General features: G+C 73.0%; 15 protein-coding genes. 9 read left to right on the top strand and 6 right to left on the bottom strand.

Translation table 11 applies throughout. The features are described 5' to 3' along the window. Positions 1-33: 33 nt before the first annotated feature. Positions 34-531 carry a hypothetical protein gene (locus ACIQ87_RS21445; RefSeq protein ID WP_402408999.1) on the bottom strand — a complete coding sequence of 166 codons (498 nt, stop codon included), beginning with the start codon at positions 529-531 and terminating at the stop codon, positions 34-36. 338 nt (positions 532-869) lie between these two features. Here ACIQ87_RS21445 and ACIQ87_RS21440 point away from each other — a divergent pair, with 338 nt between their 5' ends. Together ACIQ87_RS21440 and ACIQ87_RS21435 are read left to right on the top strand one after the other, a co-directional pair. Beyond that, positions 870-1,115: a hypothetical protein gene (locus tag ACIQ87_RS21440; RefSeq protein ID WP_402408996.1), complete on the top strand. Its 246-nt coding sequence runs from the start codon at positions 870-872 to the stop codon at positions 1,113-1,115. A 168-nt stretch (positions 1,116-1,283) separates the two neighbouring features. Then, positions 1,284-1,808, top strand: coding sequence for a DUF6879 family protein (locus tag ACIQ87_RS21435; protein ID WP_402408993.1), 525 nt, complete (start codon positions 1,284-1,286; stop codon positions 1,806-1,808). A gap of 166 nt (positions 1,809-1,974) precedes the next feature. On the opposite strand, the gene ACIQ87_RS21430 is transcribed toward ACIQ87_RS21435, so the two are convergent. The 4 genes from ACIQ87_RS21430 to ACIQ87_RS21415 form a co-directional block, all read right to left on the bottom strand. Continuing rightward, positions 1,975-2,673, bottom strand: a complete 699-nt coding sequence (locus tag ACIQ87_RS21430; RefSeq protein ID WP_402408990.1) for a hypothetical protein — start codon at positions 2,671-2,673, stop codon at positions 1,975-1,977. Beyond that, entirely contained in the window at positions 2,670-6,911 is a 4,242-nt protein-coding gene (locus ACIQ87_RS21425; RefSeq protein ID WP_402408987.1) for an NEW3 domain-containing protein, read from the bottom strand. Before ACIQ87_RS21425 ends, ACIQ87_RS21430 begins: the two co-directional genes overlap by 4 nt. 34 nt (positions 6,912-6,945) lie before the next feature. Next, positions 6,946-9,390 (bottom strand): discoidin domain-containing protein, encoded by a 2,445-nt coding sequence (locus tag ACIQ87_RS21420; RefSeq protein ID WP_402408984.1) that lies wholly within the window; start codon positions 9,388-9,390, stop codon positions 6,946-6,948. Between the two features lie 333 nt (positions 9,391-9,723). Next, complete coding sequence (locus ACIQ87_RS21415; protein WP_402408980.1) at positions 9,724-10,845, bottom strand: LacI family DNA-binding transcriptional regulator; 1,122 nt, start codon at positions 10,843-10,845, stop codon at positions 9,724-9,726. A gap of 200 nt (positions 10,846-11,045) precedes the next feature. Here ACIQ87_RS21415 and ACIQ87_RS21410 point away from each other — a divergent pair, with 200 nt between their 5' ends. The 7 genes from ACIQ87_RS21410 (at position 11,046) to manA (ending at position 21,101) form a co-directional block, all read left to right on the top strand. Beyond that, positions 11,046-12,335, top strand: coding sequence for an ABC transporter substrate-binding protein (locus tag ACIQ87_RS21410; RefSeq protein ID WP_402408977.1), 1,290 nt, complete (start codon positions 11,046-11,048; stop codon positions 12,333-12,335). Between the two features lie 185 nt (positions 12,336-12,520). After that, positions 12,521-13,393 (top strand): carbohydrate ABC transporter permease, encoded by an 873-nt coding sequence (locus ACIQ87_RS21405; RefSeq protein WP_392879736.1) that lies wholly within the window; start codon positions 12,521-12,523, stop codon positions 13,391-13,393. Between the two features lie 102 nt (positions 13,394-13,495). Then, positions 13,496-14,305, top strand: coding sequence for a carbohydrate ABC transporter permease (locus tag ACIQ87_RS21400; protein WP_402409041.1), 810 nt, complete (start codon positions 13,496-13,498; stop codon positions 14,303-14,305). Between the two features lie 58 nt (positions 14,306-14,363). Further along, on the top strand, positions 14,364-15,620 hold the full coding sequence (locus ACIQ87_RS21395; RefSeq protein WP_402408974.1) for a glycosyl hydrolase: 1,257 nt from the start codon (positions 14,364-14,366) through the stop codon (positions 15,618-15,620). 123 nt (positions 15,621-15,743) lie between these two features. Further along, positions 15,744-18,785, top strand: a complete 3,042-nt coding sequence (locus ACIQ87_RS21390) for an alpha-mannosidase (protein WP_402408971.1) — start codon at positions 15,744-15,746, stop codon at positions 18,783-18,785. Positions 18,786-18,871: 86 nt separating this feature from the next. Further along, positions 18,872-19,822, top strand: coding sequence for an ROK family protein (locus tag ACIQ87_RS21385; RefSeq protein ID WP_402408968.1), 951 nt, complete (start codon positions 18,872-18,874; stop codon positions 19,820-19,822). Positions 19,823-19,841: 19 nt separating this feature from the next. Next, on the top strand, positions 19,842-21,101 hold the full coding sequence (gene manA / locus ACIQ87_RS21380; protein ID WP_402408965.1) for a mannose-6-phosphate isomerase, class I: 1,260 nt from the start codon (positions 19,842-19,844) through the stop codon (positions 21,099-21,101). A gap of 47 nt (positions 21,102-21,148) precedes the next feature. Here the strand turns inward: manA and ACIQ87_RS21375 are convergent, their stop codons facing one another. Continuing rightward, entirely contained in the window at positions 21,149-21,544 is a 396-nt protein-coding gene (locus ACIQ87_RS21375) for a DUF2267 domain-containing protein (protein ID WP_402408962.1), read from the bottom strand. Between the last annotated feature and the right edge of the window lie 31 nt (positions 21,545-21,575).

The following is a 21,575-nucleotide window of genomic DNA, read 5'->3' as shown; positions in this document are numbered from 1 at the left end:
TCGCTCCCCGGCGGCGCGGGCGGCCCCCACCCGTCAGTCGACGTCCGGGGCGCTGCTGACGTGGAAGAGCGCGGCGCGCAGGTCGTGTACCGCCTGCTCCATGTCCACCAGGGCGTGCAGGGACAGCACGATGTCGTCGGGGACGCCCATCAGCCGGGCCGCCCGGAGGACCTGGGCCCGCTCCTCCTCCGCGTAGACGCCGTCCGCGCCGGCCATCTTGATGCCGTGGTACACGAGGTGCGGGGCGGCCTGCCAGTTCTCCACGTCGGTACGGATGGCCGGCAGCAGGTCGTCGAGGTCGGCCGAGCGGAAGTCGAACTCCCGATAGAGCTCGATGACGTCCTCCGGTGCGCCCATCCGCCGCTGGTGGTCGATCAGCCAGTCGAGTTCCGGCTCGCTGACTTCGCCGTCGGCGCCGGCGATCACCATCAGGGCCTTGCCGTAGTTGAGGAAGGCCTCCCGGGTGGCGGCCGACAGGCCGTACAGCTCCCGGCACAGGTCGCTCATCGGCAGTAGTTCCGTTCGGTCCACGTCGCATCCTTCCGATCCGGGCCCGGTTCCGGTTCCGTCCCGCCCTGTCCCGGACGACGCCGGACTCCTGGCCTCCGATCTTCGATGGTCCTCCGGCCCACGGGCGGCCCATCCCCGGCAGGTTCACTCCGTCGGGGGATCGGACCCGCGCGGGGGCCTCCGATCGGCTTCCGGCCTTTGGATATGACCATGCCAATACATTCGGGTGGTTCACGTTCCCGGCCAGGGTCGCTCCAGATCCACAACTCGGCGCCGCCGGCTGGATCTGCTGCGGAGCGCCCGTCACCCCCGGCTACGTCCTCACCCGGCACACGAACAACGGCTGCAACGGCGCCGGCATGTGGTACCAGCAGCCCGTGCAGAACGGCATCTGGACCTGCGCGGGTTCGCCGATCTGGCCCGGATACATCAACACCAACCACCAGAACCCCGGCTGCGGCGGCCTCGGCTCCTGGTTCCTGCAGCTCGCCCGGCCCGGACTGTGGATCTGCCCGTACACCCCGATCCCGGCCAGCTACCACACCGGCACCTACAACGGCAGCTACTGCGGCGGCCTGGGAGCCTGGGTCCTCATCCGCAACTGACCCGGCCGATCGAGTCGAACCAGCGCTGCTGCCGGACGACTTCGCCCGCCGTGCCGCTCCCCCGGCACGGCGGGCGCTTTCGGGTGAAGGCCGGCCCACCGGCATCCCGAAGGGGAAAATGGGGTCCGCATCCGCCGACGATGACCCCGATCCCGAGGAAGGCCCGTGATGGCACAGAGCACCCCGGACTTCGCCGAACTGCTGCGGAGCGCCACCCGGTCCGCCGTGCACCTGGAGATGCGCGACAGCTACGCGGTCGGCGACGAGGCCGAACCCTTCGACCGCTTCAAGCGGACCGGCGAGGTGGACAACGACCCCGAAGCGTCGTTCTGGCCCACGTGGATACCCCTCGTGGAGGACGCGATCTCCCGGGGTGTGGTCATGCGCCGCGCCCGGATCGTCTCGGAACCCGTGACCGACTACATCAGGTACGAACACGCCGTCACCCCCGTCAACCTCGCGGCCGGTGAACAGGTCCGATGGCTTCCCCGGAGCCGGGCGTCGGCCATCGCCCTCCCGGGCAACGACTTCTGGCTGATCGACCAGCGGCTGGTGCTCTTCCACTGGTTCACGGGCGACGGCGACTGGGCCGGCCACGCCTTCACCGAGGACGAGGCCGCGGTGGCGCTCTGCTCCGCGGCGTTCGAGGCCGTGTGGGCGGCGGGCATCCCCCACGAGCAGTTCACCGTCTGACGTCGCACGCACAGGCAACCACCGGGCGGCGTCACTCCCCGCTCCCCGCTCCCCGCGCCCCGCATCCGATCGGGCACCTCCGAGCCCGCCACCTGACGTCGACGCGCTCCGGGAAGTCCCGGGCGCGTCGACGGCCGCCCCGCTCGCGGCGAGGCAGGTGGACTGCTCAGTGGCGGTGGTGGTTGTCGGGTTGGGCGGGGTCGCCCGGGTGTTCCAATCCTTCGACGAGCGTGAGGCGTTGGGCGCGTTCGTGGTCGATCCAGCGGACGAAGGCGGCGCGGCGGGCGGCATCGCGTAGGGCGGGGGTGGGGTCATCGTCCTCCGGGGTGGTGCAGGTGGCGAGGAGGGCGGCCTTCCAGGGGCCGGCGGTGACCCACTCGCCCTCCGACGCTGTCCGGAGGGCCTCGGCGAGGGCCAGCGGAAGGGTGTCGGGGTCGGCCTCCAACTCACCGTCGGGGAGGGCGAGGTGCCAGCGTTCGGCCGGCGGCCGGGTGGTCATGGCGCGGTAGTGGGCGATGTCGGTGGGTGAGGGATCGGTGTCGGCGGTGACCATCTCGTAGACGGCGCGGACAGCAGCGCTGCCCTCGTAAGCGGCCGCTGTGATGGACCCGAGTTCGACGGCGGCCTGGTGGTCGAGGTGGGCGGGGCCGCCGGGGACCACGGGCAGGTTGCGGTCGGCGGCCACCGCTTCGCAGAGGGCCTCGGTCAGGAGCACCTGGGCGACCCAACGGGCGAGTTGGCGGTCCTCCGAACTGCCGGGCTGCGGCAGGGCGGTGGCGCGTGGGCCGTTCCGGAGGGCGGCGAGACGTGCGTCGAGACGCGTACGCGGGACCGGGCGTCCGTCGAGCAGGCCGAGCGTGGTCATGCCTCCACCACCAGGGCGACGGTCGGGGCGTACTGGCAGCGGCCGAACCACATGACCTTGGCAAGGGCCCAGTACGAGCCGGGGTCGGTAGACTCGGGGACGGTGACATCGAACCCGACGGTCGTGGTCGAGTCGGCTGCGACGGTGAAGCCGCGGACGGGCTCGGCGATGGCGTGCCAGGTTCCCCACGGGGAGACGAGTTGCAGCTCGCCACGGATCTCGCCACGGGTGCGGTTGGTGAGGGTCACGGCGAGGGTGGTCCGGCCACCGGGGGCAACCCGCAGGGTTTCGTGCGAGACCGCGACGTCCAGGCCGGTGTCGCGGCCGGTGCCGGCCTTGGTGCCCTGGGCGATCGTCCAGTCCTCGGGGGTGTCTCCGGGGACGGGCAGGACGCCGGGCAGGTCGCCGACGGCGATGGTCACGACGTCCTCGATCTGCTGGCCGTCGTGCACGATCCGGACGGCCGCGAAGTACAACCCCGGTTCGGCCCCGGCGGGCGGGGTGAGGGTGACCGGGAAACGCAGGTGCCCTCCGGGTTCGAGCCGGTACGGGCGGCTGCCGAGGCTGGTCGTCCAGCCATCGGGGGGCAGCACCACGGCCGTCCCCTCCACGTCCGCGTCCCGCAGCTGGGAGGAGAGGGCTGCCGAGAGCGTCACCGGCTCCCCCGCCGTCCGCAGCAGTCCGGGCGAGGCGCCGACGGACACCGGTAGGTAGCCGAGCGGGGCCGGGCCCCGGTTGTGGAGCCAGTAGCGGGCGTGGACGGGTTGGGCGGCCTCAGCCACCGGGCCGAGGTCCGCTTCACCCGCCGGGGCCGATACGGTCGGGGTCGCGAGCAGGGTGGCGATCTGCGAACCGGCGAGGTCGAGGGCGGGGCCACCACCGGGCAGCGGCCGTTCCAGCAGGTCGGCGGCCCGGATGTCACCCAGCCCGAGGGCGCCGCCGAGCCGCACCGACCGTCCGAGGCCGGTCGACTCGACCAGGCGGACGGTGAGTTCGGGACCGACCGCGGCCGCCGAGCCCCGCGCGATCGGGTTGCCGGCCGGCTTGAGCGTCCCCAGCAGCACCTCGCGCTGCGGTTCGACCCGCAGCCAGGACAGGGTGGCCGGCAGCGGGCCCTCCTGCGCCGGGACGACCCGGGCGTACAGCGGGTGGTTGAACTCCTGCCCCCGGGCGGGCAGCGTCTGGTCCCGCCAGTCGCCGTCGCCACCCACCAGCGCATAGCCGAACTCATGCGTCCAGTGCTGGAGTTGAAAGGACACTCCGTCGGGCAGGGTGCGCCGGGGCGGGTCGATCCAGACTCCGGAGGGCCAGCCGGTGCAGGAGCGCATCAGTGACAGGTGCAGCGCGCCGGTGGTGTCGACCGCGAAGCCGGGCAGGCCGAAGGTCAGCAACGCCACGGTGTGGTCCGCCAGTTGGTCCGCCGAGGAGACGGCCGACGGGCAGACGGCGGTGATCCGGGCGTCGGCCAGGTCCTCCGCCAGTGCCGCCGCGTCGGCGACGACGAGTGCCGGCAGCGCCCGCAGGTCGCGCAGGTCGGCGTCCGGACGCCAGAGCTCGGCGAGCGGCCTGAGGGCCGGCACCCACACCGCACCGTGCGCCTTCAGGGCGGCGACGGACTCCTCTCCCGCCGACGCGAGCAACTCCCTTGCCACCGGGTTGACTTCCGGCGGGCCGACCACGATCCGGAAGTCCGGCAGGTTGGAGTCCACGTCCAGCCACCCGTACCGCGCCCAGTCCGCCGCCGAGGTGGTGGCGGTGACCCCGGCCCGGGCGAGCGCGACCACCAGCGGACGGGCGTCGGCCGCGTCGTCCAGGGTGGGGACGACGACCTCCGCCACGCCGAGGGCGCGCGAGCCGGCCGCCGCGCCCGTCGGGTCGATCAGGTCGACGCGGGCGGTGGCGCCGAGTCCGAACCAGGTGTTGGCCGGGTTGTCCAGCGTCCAGGGCGCCTCCGCCGAGTCCACGTCCGGCATCGCGAAGCCGCGTCCGACGACGGCGCCGGCGACCTCGCTGACGGGCAGCCCGCCGGGGACGTCCGCCGGGAATCGCAGTCGCAGCAGCCGGTCGGCGCCGGAGTAGTCGACCACCCGGGTGCGGCAGTCCACCCGGTCGAGGCCGCGCCAGAGCGTGACGGTCTGCTCGTACCGTACGGAGTCGACCGTGCCCTCGATCACGAGGCGCTCGCCGAGCGGCCCGGTCTCCCGGCGCACCGACGCCTGGGCGTCTCCGGAGCCGACCACCGGCCCGCTGGGCACCAGGTGCCAGGGGCCCTCGCCGAAGTCGGGGTGCTGCGGGTACTCCTCGTACACCCGCAGCTCGTTGCCGATCCGGCCGTGCTGGATCAACTCCCGGTGGTGCAGCCGATCACGGACCGACGTGAGGCCGCCGCCGCGTGCCGGGTCGGCGGTGACGCGGTAGCGGTCACCCTCGATCACGAAGCCGTCGGCGGGCGTCCACGGCTGCTCCGCGACGCCCTCCACCAGCCGCCAGGTGCGCCAGCCGAGTGCGGGCACGTCGGTGGCCAGGAAACGCAGCGTCCCCCGGTCGACGGCACTGGGCACCGCCTCGCCACGGTCGTCCAGCACCCGCACCGACCGTACGCCGTCGGGCAGTTCGACCGTCACGAGGTCGGTCCGGTCGAAGGAGAGCGTGTTGGTCACCACCACGGCGGAGCCGACGCCCTCCTCGCAGCCGACGCCCGCCTCGGAGTCGACGCCCCCGGCGGAGCCGACGCCCGCCGTGGAGATCCGCGCCGTGAGCGCGTCCAGTGCCGCGTCCCGTACACCGGAGGCCAGGTCGTGGGCCTCCCGCCAGCCTCCGAGCAGGTCCAGGTACACCTGGTCGGACTCGGAGCCGGTGATGGCGTCGTGGTGCGCGCCGTAGGCGAGTTGGCGCCAGACCTTGTCCAGGGCGGCGGCCGGGTAGCGGCCGAGGCCGTGCACGGTGGCGAGCGTGGCGAGCTTCTCGGCGTCCACGGCCGCGACCTCGCCGGCGCGTTGGGCCTGCTTGGTGTCGATGTACGAGACGTCCTTGCCGGTGTACACCGGGTTCATGTCGCGGGTCTGCGGGCTGGGACGCCTTCCGGTGGCGGCGAGTTCGGCGCGGACGGCGTCGAGGAAGTCGCGCGGGGTGGCGCAGACGAAGCGGGGCCAGAGGTACTTCGCGGCCCAGGAGCGGTGGATCCCGGTGACCCACTTGTTGGGCGGGGTGTAGTCCGTGCCGACGGGCAGCAGCAGGTTCTTCGTCGCCCCGACCGGCTTGAGCTTGCGGTACAGCTCGTAGACGGCCTGTTCGGCGGTGGCCAGGTCGGGCGAGGAGTCCATCCACCAGCCGGCCGAGTAGTGGTGCGGCATGTAGTGGGTGAGCACGCCCTCGCCGCCGGGGGCGATCCACTCGAACTCGCTGGGGAACTGCATCACCCGGGCGTCGTCCTTGGCCGCTCGGAAGTTCTTCTGGATCGGGCCCCACTGGTGGAACGGGCCGCGCGCCCAGGCGCTGCCGGTGAGGCCGGCCGCGGCGAGGTGGCCGGGGAACTGCGGGTCGTGGCCGAACACGTCGAGCTGCCAGGCGGTTCGCGGGTCTCCGCCGAGGATGTCGCGCTGGTAGCCGATGCCGTGGACGATGTTGCGGATGGTGGTCTCGGCGCCGGTGAGGTTGGTGTTCGGCTCGTTGTAGGTGCCGCCGACGAGTTCGACCTGGCCGCGTTCCAGCAGCTGCCGCAGTGTCTCGCGGCGTTCCGGGTGCTGGTCGAAGTACGGCTTCAGGTAGTCGACTTCGGCGAGCACGAACTTGTACACCGGGTCCCGCAGGGCGAGGTCCAGGTGGGCGTCGACGAGGGCGAAGCCGTTGCGTTCCCACAGCGGCCGGGTGGTGGCGTCGGCGGAGAGCAGTTCCCAGGGGGAGGTGTAGGCGGCCTGGGTGTTCCACCAGACCGGGTCGTAGTGGAAGTGCGAGACCAGGAACATGGTCCAGCCGGGCTCGGCGACGTCCACCACGGCGTCGACGGACGAACCCTCGACGCTGACGGTGACGGCGAGTCGGTCGCCGGGCGAGGCCCCGCCGATCTCCAGCGGGACGTCGACCGGCCCCGTGCCGGTCGCCTCGCCGCGGACGCCCGGGCCGCTGACGGCGATCCGGGTGGTCGGGCCCTCCAGCCTCACCCGCAGCACTTGGCGCGGGGCGTCCTCGGGGCCGACGAACAGGTCGGTGCTCTCGACGGCGGTGATGGTGACCGGCACGGGGTGCCTCCTCTTCGGACTCTTCGGAACGGGGCTACGCGCCCCAGGCCTCGAACTCGTAGATACGGGCCGCCGGGTCGGTCGTCTGGGTGGGCGTGGTGACCACCAACCGGACGTAGCGGGCGGTGGTGTTCACCGGGTGGCTCGTCGTGCCGGCCGTGCTGCCGGTGACGTCGGCGACGGTCGTCCAGGGGTCGCTCGTGCCCGACCTGACCTGGATGGTGAAGTCACGGGTGTTGTACGAGGCGCTCTCGCCGCCCGCCGCCGCGTGCTTGACCACGAACGTCGACAGCTTCTTCGCCGAACCGAGGTCCACCTCCAGCCACTTGGCGGAGGTCAGGGTGCACCACTTGTCACCGGTCCCGCCACCGACGCTGCCGTTGACGGCCTTGGCCGGGCCCTCGTTGGCGTTGCACTGGCCGGAGGCGGTGGCCGGGCGGTTCAGCGCCAGGTTGGTGGAGGTCGGCGGGGTGCCGTTCCAGCTCACGGTGGTGGAGGTGGCGGCCGAGCGTCCGTAGGTGGTGGAGACCGCCTCGACGTCCAGCGTGGTGGCGTTCTCGCCGCCGGTCCGGTCCAGCCGCCCGACGAAGTACGCGTCGTTGGGTGTGGCGCCCAGGAAGGTGCGGCTGCCGTCCGCGTTGCGCCGGTAGACCTCGTAGTGGTGCACGTTGCCGCCGGGCGCCGCCGTCCAGGACAGCCGCAGGGACTGGCTGGTGCCGGGCGTCACGTCGCTCGCACCGAGGACGGTGAGGCCGGACGGTGCCGCCGGTGTCGCCACCGAGCCGTCGTAGAGGGCGATCTGGCCGACCCTGAGGTCGTACGCCGGGTCGCTGCCCTTGACCCGCAGGGCGATCTGGGCGACGGTGCGGCCCGCGTACGGGGAGAGGTCGAGGGTGTGCCGCTCCCAGCCGGTACCGGAGTTGGCGCCGACGTCGATCGTGGTGAAGGTGCCCGGCGCGTCGGTGAAGGAGACGGCGGCCTTGAGCTTGGTGGGCCCGGCGGCCGGGGTCTTGACCACCAGGTCGAGCCTGGTGTCCGCGGCGACCGGCAGCCTGGTCTGGTACAGCCGCACGGTGTTGGCGGCGTCGAGCTTTCCGCTCAACCGCAGTGCGGATCCGCCCTGGTAGGCGTCGGTGAAGTCGACGGACGGGGTGAGCCTGCCGCCGCTCGACTCGACCACCCAGCGGTAGGTGGGCGGGACGTCCTGGAGCGAGAGGTTGTTCCAGCCGCCGGTGGCGACCCGGGTGCCGGCCGCGTTGTAGAAGTCGCCCTGCCCGGTGCCGAAGGTGGTGACAAAGGGCTTGGCGGTGATCGGCGAGGATTCGGCGACGTAGCCGGCCAGGCCGGGCCAGCTCGACGAGAGGTCGATCCTGGACGGGTCGGCGGCGGCGCCGACCCAGTACCGGGCGTCCTTGGCGTAGAAGTCGGCGCGGTCGGCGGCGGACTTCCAGGTCCACTCCGGGCGGTAGAGGCCCAGTGAGGTGGTGTGCGGCTGCCCGGACGGGAAGAGGGAGGACCAGTCCACCCCGGTGTTGTAGCCGTTGGCCTCGGTGTCGATGCCGGAGTAGAGCTCGTACTCGTTGCGGCCGAGCTGGCGGGCCAGCGCCCGGGAGGAGTTCAGGCCGCTCGACGACCAGCCGAAGTTCAGGAACATCGAGTCCGAGGTGCGCTTCGAACCATCCTGAAGGAAACGCGAGTTGGCCGAGGTGAGGGCGTTCTGCCAGTTGACCGACCCGGAGGTGGTCATCGCGTCGTACCACATGAACTCGGTGCCGCTCTGGGCCTTGGTGTACTGCATCAGGTTGCGCACCTCGCCCGCCAGGGCCGAATCCCCGCCGCCCGTCTCCTGGTTGATGAACCAGCCGTCGAAGCCGTAGTACTGCGCGGCCTGGACGAGCTTGTCGGCGACGGGGTACCGGCTGCCGGACTTCTGGACGAAGTCGCGCACCCACTGGAGTTGGCCGCCGTACGCGCCGGGCGGGAAGAAGACCGTGCCGTACACCTTGACGCCGTTGCGGTGGGCGGCGTCGATCACGGTCGGGTTGGGGGCGAGGATCAGGCCCTCGCCGGCCGAGCCTCCCCAGAACACCAGCTTGTCGACGTACTGCCAGTAGCCGAAGGCGTAGTAGTTCGGGTCGGCGGAGCCCTGGGAGGGGTTGTCGGAAGTGGGGCCGAAGGAGACCAGTGAGGCGATCCGGCCCTCGCCGGTACGGGCGTTGGGGTTGGCCCGCAGCGCCGGGTCACTGGTGCGCGGCTGGAGCGGGACGCGGGAGCGGTTGAAGCGGGCGTCCGGGTCGGTCGCCGGGTCCCAGTTCAGGATGCTGTTGGGGTACCAGTACGAGGCGAAGGGCTGGGTGCCCGACGTCGCGGTGGCGGCGGGCGCCGCGGCCGGTGTCGGGCCGGCCCAGGCCGCGGGGGTGGCGGTCAGCGTGGCCGCCGCGAGGGCGGTGCCGAGCAGCAGGGGGAGGCGTCGTGACATGCGGGGGCTCCGATCGAGCGGAGGAGGGTGGGCGGGCCCTCCGTCACGGACGGGGGCCCGGCTGCATGCGGGCGTGCCGGTGCTGGATCGAGTGGGGGTCGGAGTCGGGGCCGAGCAGGGACCGAGTGGGAACAGGGTCGGGACCGAGTCGGAGTCGCACCGCTGCCCGACTACCCCGACGCACGGAAGCGGCGGGAAGCGGACGCGGAGCGAGACTGGAAGCGAGACAGGCTGCGGGAGCCGGACGGTGCGCGGTGGGCACGCGGAGAAGCGCGCCCGGGTGGAGCGCGCCGGGTGGAGCGCGCCGAGCGGCGCCCGCTCGGCGCTGCGAGGCTAAACCGGTTCAGAACCGCTGTCAACGATGTGCGTGGCAACCACACCCGCGGGGGAAGTCGAGGGAGAAGCCTCGGGGGAGACCACCGGGATTCCGGCCGGCGCGACCCCCGGCGGCGAGGTGGACTCCCGTACGGTCAGCCGGGGCGTGGGCATCTGCAGGTCCCGCCCCGGACCGGCCTCGTCCAGTTCCGCCAGCAGGCTGCGCGCGACCTGCTCGCCGAGCGCGAAGGTGTCCCGGCTGAGCGCGGTCAGCGGCGGGTGGACGATCCGGGCGAGCACCGAGTCGTCGAAGGAGACGATGGACAGCTCGCCGGGCACCGCGACGCCCATCTCCCCCGCCACGCCGAGTCCGGCGACGGCCATCACGTCGCTGTCGTAGACGATCGCGGTGGGCCGCCTGGCCCGGGACAGCAGGGTCCGGGTGGCGGCCGCGCCCTCGGCGTCGCTGAAGTCGGTGGGCACCGACACCGCCTCCTCCAGTCCGAGCCGGCGCGAGGCGTCGCGCAGCGCGCGGATCCGCCGCTGGGTGTGCTGGAAGTGCGGCAGCCCGGCGAGGTGGGCGATCCGGCGGTGCCCGATGGCGGCCAGGTAGTCGACGATCGAGAGCATCGCCTCCCGGTCGTCGGCCCAGATCCGCAGCTGGTTGCCGCCCTTGCCGGGCCCTCCCAGCACCACGGCGGGCAGCCCGAGTTCGTCCAGCACCGGCAGCCGCGGGTCCTTGACCTGGAGGTCGACCACGATGAAGCCGTCCACCCGGTGCTCGGACGCCCAGCGCCGGTAGACCTCCGTCTCGGCGGCGGTGTCCTCGACCACCATCAGGTGCAGCGCGACCGAGCCGGCCGAGAGCACCGCCTGGAGCCCGGACAGCAGTTGGCTGAAGAACGGCTCGACGCCGATGGTGCGGGCCGGCCGGGCGATCACCAGGCCGACGGCGTCGGCCCTGGCTCCGCCGAGGGCCCGCGCGGCGCTGTGCGGCCGCCAGTTCATCTCCTCGGCGACCCGCAGGATCCGGGCCCTGGTCGCCTCGCTGACGCCAGGGCGGCCGTTGAGCGCGAAGGACACCGCGCCCTTGGAGACACCGGCCTGGCGGGCGATGTCGGCGATCGTCGGTCTGCCCACAGAACCCGACTCCTCTCTTGACAGCCAAGTTTAGGCGGGAGCATAGTCCCAGGCATAGCTAGACCGGTTTAGTTAGTCAGGTTGCGGAATCCCCCTCCCCGAGATCCGGCACCCCCGAGTTCCGGTACCTCCCCCCAAGATCCGGCACCACCCCCGAGCTCGGCACGATCCCCCACCCACCCCAGGACCGGGAGACCCTCATGCGAAGAATCTGGGCGGCACTGACCACGACCGCGCTCGCCACCGCCGCCCTCACCGGCTGCGGACTCGGCTCCGGCGACACCAAGGACGGCGACACGGTGGCGAGCGCGGCCGCCACCGGCGAGGTCAAGGGCAAGGTCTCGCTCCAGACCTGGGCGCTCAAGCCGAAGTTCACCGACTACATGCAGGGCGTGATCGACGGCTTCAAGAAGAAGTACCCCGGCGTCGAGGTCGAGTGGCTCGACCAGCCCGGCGAGGGCTACTCCGACAAGGTGCTCAGCCAGGCGGCCGCCGGCACCCTGCCCGACGTGGTCAACCTCCCGCCGGACTTCGCCTTCCCACTGGCGAAGAAGGACGTCCTGCTGGACGTCGCCAAAGCCGATCCGAAGCTCGCCGAGGAGTACGTCCCCGGCGGCGTGGACGCCTACCGGTTCAACGGCCACCAGGGCACCTTCGGCTACCCCTGGTACCTCAACACCGATGTGAACTACTGGAGTTCGGAACTCCTGACGAAGTACGGCCTGGACCCGCGGAAGCCCCCGGCCAACCTGGACGAACTGATCGCCCAGGCCCGGACGATGAAGGAGAAGTCCGGCGGCCAGACCTACCTGATGAGCCGCAAGCCGGGCATCGGTGACCTGTACAACATCGGCGTGAAGATCATGTCCGACGACGGCAGGAGCTTCACCTTCAACACCCCCGAGGCCGCCGCACTGCTCGACAAGTACCGCGACGCCTTCAAGGAGGGCCTGATGCCGAACGGGGTGCTCACCGACACCTACGCCGGCAACTCGAAGCTCTTCAGCTCCGGCACCGCGGCCTGGACCACCGGCGGCGGCAACTTCATCACCAGCCTCGCCACCGACAACCCGACCCTCGCCCCGAAGGTCGTCCCCTCCCCCGCGATGGCCACCCCGCCGCTGTACGTCCAGGGCCTGTCCATCCCGAAGAACACCAGGAACCCGGCCGCCGCGGTGGCCCTCGCCCGCTGGGTCACCAGCCCCGAGAACCAGGCCGCCTTCGCCCACCTGACCAGCGTCTTCCCCTCCACCAAGGCCTCCGCGAACGACCCGTTCTTCAGCAAGAGCGACGGCACCAACGCGGGCGACGCCAAGGTGATCGCCTTCACCTCGCTCGCCAAGGCCCAGCTGATCCAGCCGGTCGAGGTGGACGACGCGATGGGCACCGTCATCAAGCAGCAGTTCGCCCTGGCCATCAGCGGCGACACCGGCTCCAAGCAGGCGCTGGACACCGCCGTCGAGCAGTGCAACAAGCTGCTCAAGGGCTGATCGAAACCTCGGCGCGCCCCGACCCCACCGGGCCGCGCCCTGACCCCACCGCGACCCGACCCCACCGGGCCGCGTCCCGACCCCGAACCGGTGACGAGCGGCGGGTCTCCCCCAGGCCCGCCGCTCCCCGCCCCATCACCCCGGCGGGCACCCGCACCACCCCCAGGCCCCAGGAAGGCGACGGCATGACCCACCGGCGTTGGTTCACCCCCTGGCTGCTCGCCGGGCCCGCGATGGTCTGGCTGGCCGTCTTCAACCTCTGGCCGGCCGTCAACACGGTGATCCTCTCCTTCACCGACGCCAAGCCCATCGGCGGCGGGCAGTTCACCGGCCTGGAGAACTACGGCCGGCTGCTGGACGACGAGCAGCTCGCCGACGCCCTGCTCAACAGCATCGTGTTCATGCTGGTCTGCCTGCCCCTGCTGACCGTCCTGCCGCTGCTGCTCGCCCTGCTCGTGCAGCGCAGGATCCCCGGCATCACCTTCTTCCGCACCGCCTTCTACACCCCGGTGATCGCCTCCGCCGTCGTGGTCGCCCTGATCTGGGGCTGGGTGCTGGACGACCGCGGCCTGGTCAACGGCCTGCTGCGGCAGACCGGGCTCGCCGACTCCCCGGTCCCGTTCCTGACCGACCGCTGGCTGCTGCTGTTCAGCGCGATCGCCCTGACCGTCTGGAAGGGCCTCGGCTACTACATGGTCATCTACCTCTCCGCCCTCGCCAACGTCCCGCGCGAGCTGCACGAGGCGGCGGCCGTGGACGGCGCGGGCCCGCTGCACCGGTTCTGGCACGTCACCCTGCCCGGGGTGCGCCCGACCATGGTCCTGGTCTCCGCGCTGATCTCGGTGAGCTCGCTGCGCGTGTTCTCCGAGCTGTACGTGCTCTCCAACGGCCAGGGCGGGCCCGGCGGGCGGGACATGTCGGTGGTGATGCTGATCCAGATGTACAGCCGCGGCTTCAACGGCCACCTGGGCTACGCCTCGGCGCTCAGCCTGCTGCTGTTCGTCGTCACCCTCGGCCCGATGCTGTTCCTGATGCGGCTGAACCGGAAGGCGGCCTGACCCGTGACCACCGTCCGCACGTCGAGCGAGACCCCCGCGAAGCCCTCGGGGAAGGCCGGGCCCAGCGGGCCCGCCCGGGGCTTCAACACCCCCTCCACCGCCCTGACCGCCGCCCGCTACCTGCTCCTGGCCCTGGTCCTGCTGCTGGTCATCGGCCCCTTCCTGTGGCAGCTGTCCACCTCCCTCAAGGGCCCCACCGAGGACATCTACACCCGGACTCCGAGCTTCCTGCCCGACCAGCCCACCCTGGGCAACTACGGCAAGGTCGCCGAGGTCATCCCGGTGTGGACCTACGCGCTCAACTCGGTGATCGTCGCCGCGGTCTGCATCGCCGGCAACGTGGTCGGCTGCACCCTGGCCGGCTACGCGCTCGCCCGGCTGCGCTTCCGCGGCGCCAGGCTCGTCCTCGGCCTCTTCCTCGCCACCCTGATCCTGCCCGGCGAGGTCACCATCGTCTCCCAGTACGTGCTGGTGCGCAGCCTCGGCCTGGCCGACAGCCTGCTGGGCGTCGCCCTGCCCGGATCGATCGCGATGCTCAACGTGCTGCTGATGCGCACCGCGTTCGCCGCCGTCCCGGCCGAGCTGGACCAGGCCGCGCTGGTGGACGGCGCCAACGTCTGGCAGCGGCTGTGGCACATCGGTCTGCCGAACGTGCGCGGCATGCTCAGCGTGATCGTGATCTTCACCTTCATCGGCGCCTGGGACGACTTCCTGTGGCCGCTGATCGTGCTCAACGACCCGCAGAAGTACACCCTCACCGTCGGTCTCCAGTACCTCAACGGCACCTTCTCCGCCAACCCGCGGCTGATCGCGGCCGGCACCATGATCGCCTTCCTGCCGATCGTCGTGGTGTTCGGCGTCTGCCAGCGCTTCTTCTTCAAGGGCGTCGAGGAGGGGGCCGTCAAGGGATAGCCCCGTCCGGGGACAGTCCACCGTCCGTACGCCCCACACTCGTTGAGGAAGCCATCCGATGACCACCGCTCCCCGCTTCGGTGTCAACTACACCCCCAGCGCCGGCTGGTTCCACCACTGGCTCGACTTCGACCTCGACGCCGTGCGCGCCGACTTCGACTCCATCGCCGCCCTCGGCCTGGACCACGTCCGGGTGTTCCCGCTCTGGCCGGTCTTCCAGCCCAACCGCACGCTGATCCGCCCGCGCGCCGTCGAGCAGCTGACGGCCCTGGTGGACGCGGCCGGCGAGCGCGGGCTGGACGTCGCGGTGGACGGCCTGCAGGGCCACCTGTCCAGCTTCGACTTCCTCCCCTCCTGGACCCGGACCTGGCACCGGCGCAACCTCTTCACCGACCCCGAGGTGCTCGACGGCCAGGCCGCCTACCTGCACGCCCTGGCCGGGGCGCTGCGCGAACGGCCCAACTTCCTCGGGATGACGCTCGGCAACGAGATCAACCAGTTCTCCGGCGCCCCGCACCCCGACCCTGACCGGGCCACCCCCGCCGAGGCGGAGGCCTGGCTGCGCCGGATGCTCGACGCCTGCGAGCGGGGCGCCCCCGGCCGGCTGCACCTGCACGCCTCCTACGACGCGGCCTGGTACCTGGACGAGCACCCCTTCACCCCCTGGCACTCGGCCCGGATCGGCGCCGCCACCGCCGTGCACTCCTGGGTGTTCAACGGCACCGCCCAGCGCTACGGCGCCCACGCGACCGCCACCACGCAGCACGCCGCGTACCTGGTCGAGCTGTCCAAGGCCTGGGCGGACGACCCGGCCCGCCCGGTCTGGCTGCAGGAGGTCGGCGCGCCCGCCCCGCACATCACGGCCGAGGACGCGGCGCGCTTCACCGGTGCCACCGTGGCGGCCGCGCTGGACTGCCCGGACCTGTGGGGCGTCACCTGGTGGTGCTCGCACGACGTGGACCGCTCGCTCGCCGACTTCCCCGAACTGGAGTACAGCCTCGGCCTGTTGACCACCGACCGGACGGTCAAGCCGGCCGGCGCCCGGCTCGCCGAGGCCGCCGCCGAGGCCCGCCGGTCCTGGCAGGCCCCGAAGCCCCGCAGCACCGCCGTGGTGGTCGCCACCGGCGACGAGGTCACCTCGCCCCGCCGCTCGGTCTGCGGCCCCGGCGGCCCGGTGTACGAGGCGTTCATGCGCCTCGCCGAGGACGGCGCCCGCCCGACCGCGGTGCTCGCCGAACGCGCCGAGGACCACGCCCACCTCGCCGCGCGTGGCATCACCGAGGTGGTGCACCCCGCCGACGTACGTTCGCTCTAGCCTGTTCCCCTCCAGCCACCCGACCCCAGCCCCGCACCCGCACCCTCAGCCGCAGCCGCAGCCGCAGCCGCAGCCGCGCAACCCCTGCCACGCACCCTCAGCCACGCAACGGAGCCCGCTGACATGCACGATGACCGCACCCTGGTCGAGTCCCGCCTCAAGCGCGTCCTGGACGAGCGCATCCGTCCGGCCGTGTACCCCGAGTCCGTCCCGCTGGAGGTCGGCATCTGGACGGCGCCCGGCGAGCCCGTCCCGGTCGCCGAGGGCCTGGCCGCCCCGCGCACCCCGATCGCGGTGGGCGACGCCTGGGGCGCGCCCTGGGGCACCAGCTGGATCACCGTGACCGGCACCGTGCCCGAGGCCTGGGCCGGACGCACCGTCGAGGCGCTGATCGACCTCGGCTTCGACGCCAACATGCCCGGCTTTCAGTGCGAGGGCCTGGTCTACCGCCCCGACGGCTCCCCGGTGAAGGGCCTCAACCCGCAGAACCAGTGGGTGCGGATCGCCGCCCCGGCGGCCGGCGGCGAGCAGGTGCTGCTGCACGTCGAGGCCGCCTCCAACCCGGTCATCCTGGACTACCACCCCTTCCTGCCCACCGAGTTGGGCGACCGGGAGACGGCCGGCGACCGTCCGCAGTACAAGCTGGCCCGGATGGACCTCGCCGTCTTCGACGAGACGGTCTGGCAGCTGGTGATGGACCTGGAGGTGCTCGGCGAGCTGATGGCCGAACTGCCGGTGGAGGGCCCCCGCCGCTGGGAGATCCTGCGCGCGGTCGAGCGCTGCCTCGACGCGATCGACCTCCAGGACGTCAACTCCACCGCTGCCGCCGCCCGTTCGCGGCTCGAAGGGGTACTGGCCGCGCCCGCCGTGCCGTCCGCGCACCGGATCAGCGCGATCGGCCACGCCCACATCGACTCGGCCTGGCTCTGGCCGCTGCGCGAGACCGTCCGCAAGGTGGCCCGCACCACCGCCAACATGACCGCGCTGCTGGAGGACGAGCCGGAGTTCCGCTACACCATGTCCCAGGCGCAGCAGTTCGCCTGGATCAAGGAGCACCGCCCCGAGGTGTACGCCCGGGTCCGGAAGGCGGTGGCCGAGGGCCGGTTCGTCCCAGCCGGCGGCATGTGGGTCGAGTCCGACACCAACATGCCGAGTTCGGAGGCGATGGCCCGGCAGTTCGTGCACGGCAAGCGGTTCTTCCTGGACGAGTTCGGGGTGGAGAACCACGAGGCCTGGCTGCCGGACACCTTCGGCTTCACCGGCGGCCTGCCGCAGATCATCCGCAACGCGGGCTCCAAGTGGCTGCTGACCCAGAAGATCTCGTGGAGCCAGGTGAACCGGTTCCCGCACCACACCTTCCTCTGGGAGGGCATCGACGGCACCCGGATCTTCACCCACTTCCCGCCGGTGGACACCTACAACTGCTCGATGAAGGGCAGCGAGATCGCCCACGCGGCGAGGAACTTCAAGGACAAGGGCGTCGCCCGGCACTCGCTCGCCCCGACCGGCTGGGGCGACGGCGGCGGCGGCACCACGCGTGAGATGGTCGCCAAGGCGGCCCGGATGAAGGACCTGGAGGGCTCGGCCACCGTCCGCTGGGAGAACCCCGCCGAGTTCTTCGCCAAGGCCGAGGCCGAGTACCCGAACCCGCCGGTCTGGGTCGGCGAGCTCTACCTGGAGCTGCACCGCGCCACCCTGACCAGCCAGGCGAGGACCAAGCAGGGCAACCGGCGCAGCGAGAACCTGCTGCGCGAGGCCGAACTCTGGTGCGCCACCGCCACGTTGCGCACCGGCGCGGCGTACCCGTACGAGCAGCTGGACCGGATCTGGAAGACCGTCCTGCTGCACCAGTTCCACGACATCCTGCCGGGCTCGTCCATCGCCTGGGTGCACCGCGAGGCCGAGGCGACGTACGCGGCGCTGGCCGGGGAGCTGGAGGGCCTGATCGGCGCGGCCCAGCGGGCGCTGGCCGGGGCGGCCGCCGGCGGGCGCGAGCTGGTGTTCAACGCGGCGCCGCACACCCGCTCGACGGTGCCGGCCGGCGGGGCCGCCGCCGTCGCGGTGCCGGGCGGCGTCTGCGAGGCGGTCGAGCGCTCCGAGGGCGGCTTCACGCTGCGCAACGGCCTGCTGGAGGTCGTCGTGGACGCGGACGGCCTGATCACCTCGGTGGTCGAGCCGGCGACCGGCCGGGAGACCGTCGCCCCCGGCAGCCGGGCCAACCTGCTCCAGCTGCACCCCGACTTCCCCAACATGTGGGACGCCTGGGACGTGGACCAGTTCTACCGCAACACCGTCACCGACCTGACCGGCACCGACTCGCTGACCGCCTCCTCGTCCCCCGCCGGGGCCTCGGTGCGGATCACCCGTTCCTTCGGCTCCTCCACCGTCGTCCAGACCCTCACCCTGCCGGCCGGCGAGCAGCGGCTGGACATCGACACCGAGGTCGACTGGCACGAGACCGAGAAGTTCCTCAAGGCCGCGTTCCCGTTGGACGTCCACACCGAGCGCTACGCCGCCGAGACCCAGTTCGGCCACCTCCACCGGCCCACCCACACCAACACCAGCTGGGACGCCGCCAAGTTCGAGGCCTGCAACCACCGCTTCGTCCACCTCGAGGAGCCCGGCTGGGGCGTCGCCCTGGTCACCGCCTCCACCTACGGCCACGACGTCACCCGCACGGTGCGCGCCGAGGACGGCGGGACCACCACCACGGTCCGCTTCTCGCTGCTGCGCGCCCCGCGCTTCCCCGACCCGAAGACCGACCAGGGCCTGCACCGCTTCCGCCACGCCCTGGTGCCGGGCGCGGCGATCGGCGACGCCGTCCGCGAGGGCTACCGGATCGGCCTGCCCGAGCGGACGGTCACCGGCAGTGCGGAGCGGGTCGCGCCGCTGGTGGAGCTGGACAACGACGCCCTGGTGGTGAGCGCCGTCAAGCTCGCCGACGACCGCAGCGGGGACCTGGTCGTCCGGGTCTACGAGGCGGGCGGCGGCCGCGCCCGGGGCCGCCTGACCACCTCCTTCCCGCTGGCCGGTGCCGTGCCCTGCGACCTGCTGGAACGGCCCTGGGACGGCACCCGCGGCGAAGTCGCGTTCGAGGACGGCGCGGTTCGGCTCGCGCTGCGCCCGTTCGAACTGGTGACCCTGCGCCTGCGGGTCTCCGCCTAGCCCGTACGCTGTTCGGCGCCCTTACGCTGTTCGGCGCCTCGGCCCCGTGGCCGGGGCGCCGCCCCTCGACCGTTCTGGAGCCCGCCGTGCCCGTCACCCCGCTGTTCGCCGCCCTCGACATCGGCGGCACCAAGATCGCCGGGGCGCTGGTCGACGCCGACGGACGGCTGCGGCACCGGCTCCAGCTGCCCACCCCGGCCACCGAGCCGGGCCCGGCCGTGCTCGCCGTGGTGCACCAGGTGCTGGAACGGCTCGCCGGGACGGCCGACTGGGCCGCCGTGACGGCCGTCGGGATCGGCAGCGCCGGCCCGGTCGACCTCGCCGGCGGCACCGTCAGCCCGGTCAACATCCCCGGCTGGCGCGGCTTCCCGCTGGTCGACGCGGTCGCCGCGCACCCGGCGGTGGCGGCGCACCCGGCGGCGGCCGCCCGCACACTGCCCGTCCGGCTGGCCGGGGACGGCGTGGCGATGGCCGCCGCCGAGCACTGGCAGGGCGCGGCCCGGGGCGCCGGGAACGCGCTCTGCCTGGTGGTGTCCACCGGCGTCGGCGCCGGACTGGTGCTCGACGGCGCGGTGCGCCCCGGCCCCAGCGGCAACGCCGGCCACCTCGGCCACATCACCGTCGACCTGGACGGCGAGCCCTGCCCGTGCGGCTCCCGCGGCTGCCTGGAGGGCCTCGCCAGCGGCACCGCGATCGCCCGCCGGGCCCTCGCCGAGGGCTGGCGGCCCGCGGACGGCGACCGGACGGCCCGTGCCGTCGCCGCCTCCGCCGCCGCGGGTGACCGCATCGCGCTGGCCTCCTTCGACCGTGCCGCCCAGGCGCTGGCCGCCGGGATCGCCGCCACCGCCGCCCTGGTGGACCTCTCCCGGGTCGTCGTCGGCGGCGGGGTGGCCGCCGCCGGGGACGTGCTGTTCGCCCCGCTCGCCCGACACCTGGACCGCTACGCCGCCCTCTCGTACATCCGCGGCCTGGACGTGCGCCGCGCCGAACTCGGCACCGACGCCGGGCTGATCGGCGCCGCCGCGCTCTGCCGCTGAGCCCGCCCGGAGCCGCCCCATGCCGCCGTCCCCGCTGCCGCCCTTCGCCCTCCTGCGCAACCCCGTACGCCGCTACGCCTGGGGTTCGCCCACCGCCATCCCCGCGCTCACCGGCACCGCGCCCGACGGCACCCCGCAGGCCGAACTCTGGCTGGGCGCCCACCCGTCGGCGCCGTCGCTGCTCGTCACCGGCGACGGCGACGGCAACGGCAACGGCAACGGCAACAGCGGTGACGGCGGCGACGGCGCTGTCCCGCGGCCGCTGGACGAGCTGATCGACGCCGACCCGGACGGCCTGCTCGGACCGGACACCGTACGGCGGTTCGGCCCGGCGCTGCCCTTCCTGTTCAAGGTGCTGGCCGCCGACCGGGCCCTCTCCCTCCAGGTCCACCCCACCCGCGCCCAGGCCGAGGCCGGGTACGCCGCGGAGCAGGCCAGGGGCATCCCGCCGGACGCACCCGAGCGGGTGTTCAAGGACCGCGGGCACAAGCCCGAACTCATCTGCGCCCTCGGCGACTTCGAGGCGCTGTGCGGCTTCCGGCCGGCCGCCGCCACCGCCCGGCTGCTGGACGCCCTCGGCGTGCTCCCGTCCTGGGCCGCCGCCCTGCGCACCCGGCCCGCCGAGGCCGTGCTGCCCGAGCTGCTGCGCGCCGGGCTGACCGCCGACGCCGCCGAACTGGCCGCCGTCACCGGGGCCTTGCGGCGCGCCGCCGAGGCCGGTGGACCGTACGGCGCGACCTGCGTCGCGTACGCCCGCCTCGCCGAGGAGTATCCCGGTGACCGCGGGCTGCTCGCCGCGCTGCCGCTCAACCACGTCCGGCTCGGCGCCGGGCAGGCCCTGTACCTGGACGCCGGGATGCCGCACGCCTATCTGCGGGGCGTGGGCGTGGAGTTGATGGCCGAGTCGGACAACGTGCTGCGCTGCGGGCTCACCCCCAAGCACGTCGACGTGGACGGCCTGCTGGCGATCACGTCCTTCCGCACCGGGGAGCCCGAGGTGCTCGCGCCGCACCCGACGGGGCGCGACGGAGAGGAGGCTTTCGCCTCACCCGCCGAGGAGTTCGGGCTCTCCCGGCTGCGCCCCGGCGCCGCCGCCGTCCGCGTCGACCTCGCCACCCCGCAGATCCTGCTCTGCGTCTCCGGGCGGGCCCGCCTGCGGGCACCCGGCCGCGCCGAACTCCCGCTCCCGGCGGGCGCGTCGGCCTACCTCCGCCCGGGCGCCGGGCCGGTCGAGCTGACCGGCCCTGGCGCGGAGCTGTTCCGGGCCACCACGGGTTAGCACCCACCACGGGGTAGCGGCCGGTGCCGGCCGGGCCCGCCCATGGCTCAGGCCGGTGCCGGGTGGCCGAACAGCAGATCGTAGCCGTCCGGGAGTTGCTCGATCACCCGGTCCAGCAGTTCCCCGGGGACCAGGTCGGCGACGGTGCTGAGCACGGCCCCGATGTCCCACTGCGCCGTCGCCGGGGTCGCGCCGTCGATCCACCCCACCACGGCCTGCACGAAGCGTTCGGCGGTCAGCGGCTCGGCCGCCGGCGCGGCGTCGCGCAGCAGCGGGGCGTAGCTGCCGGGCAGCGCGTCGGCGAGTTCCACCCGCTCGGACCCCACCAGGTGCTCGCCGAGCAGGGCCAGCACGACCCGGGTGGCGTGATCCGCCTCGGCCTCGCCCCGGTACTCGCCGCGCTCCACCACGCGGGCGAGGAAGTCCTCCCAGGAGATGGTCATCGCGTCCTCCTTCCGGTCGGCGGCGCCGGCC

The organism is Kitasatospora sp. NPDC096204, from assembly GCF_044763205.1.
GTDB lineage: Bacteria > Actinomycetota > Actinomycetes > Streptomycetales > Streptomycetaceae > Kitasatospora.
The sequence above is the reverse complement of the archived record's forward strand: the minus strand, read 5'-3'. Positions and strand labels throughout refer to the sequence as shown.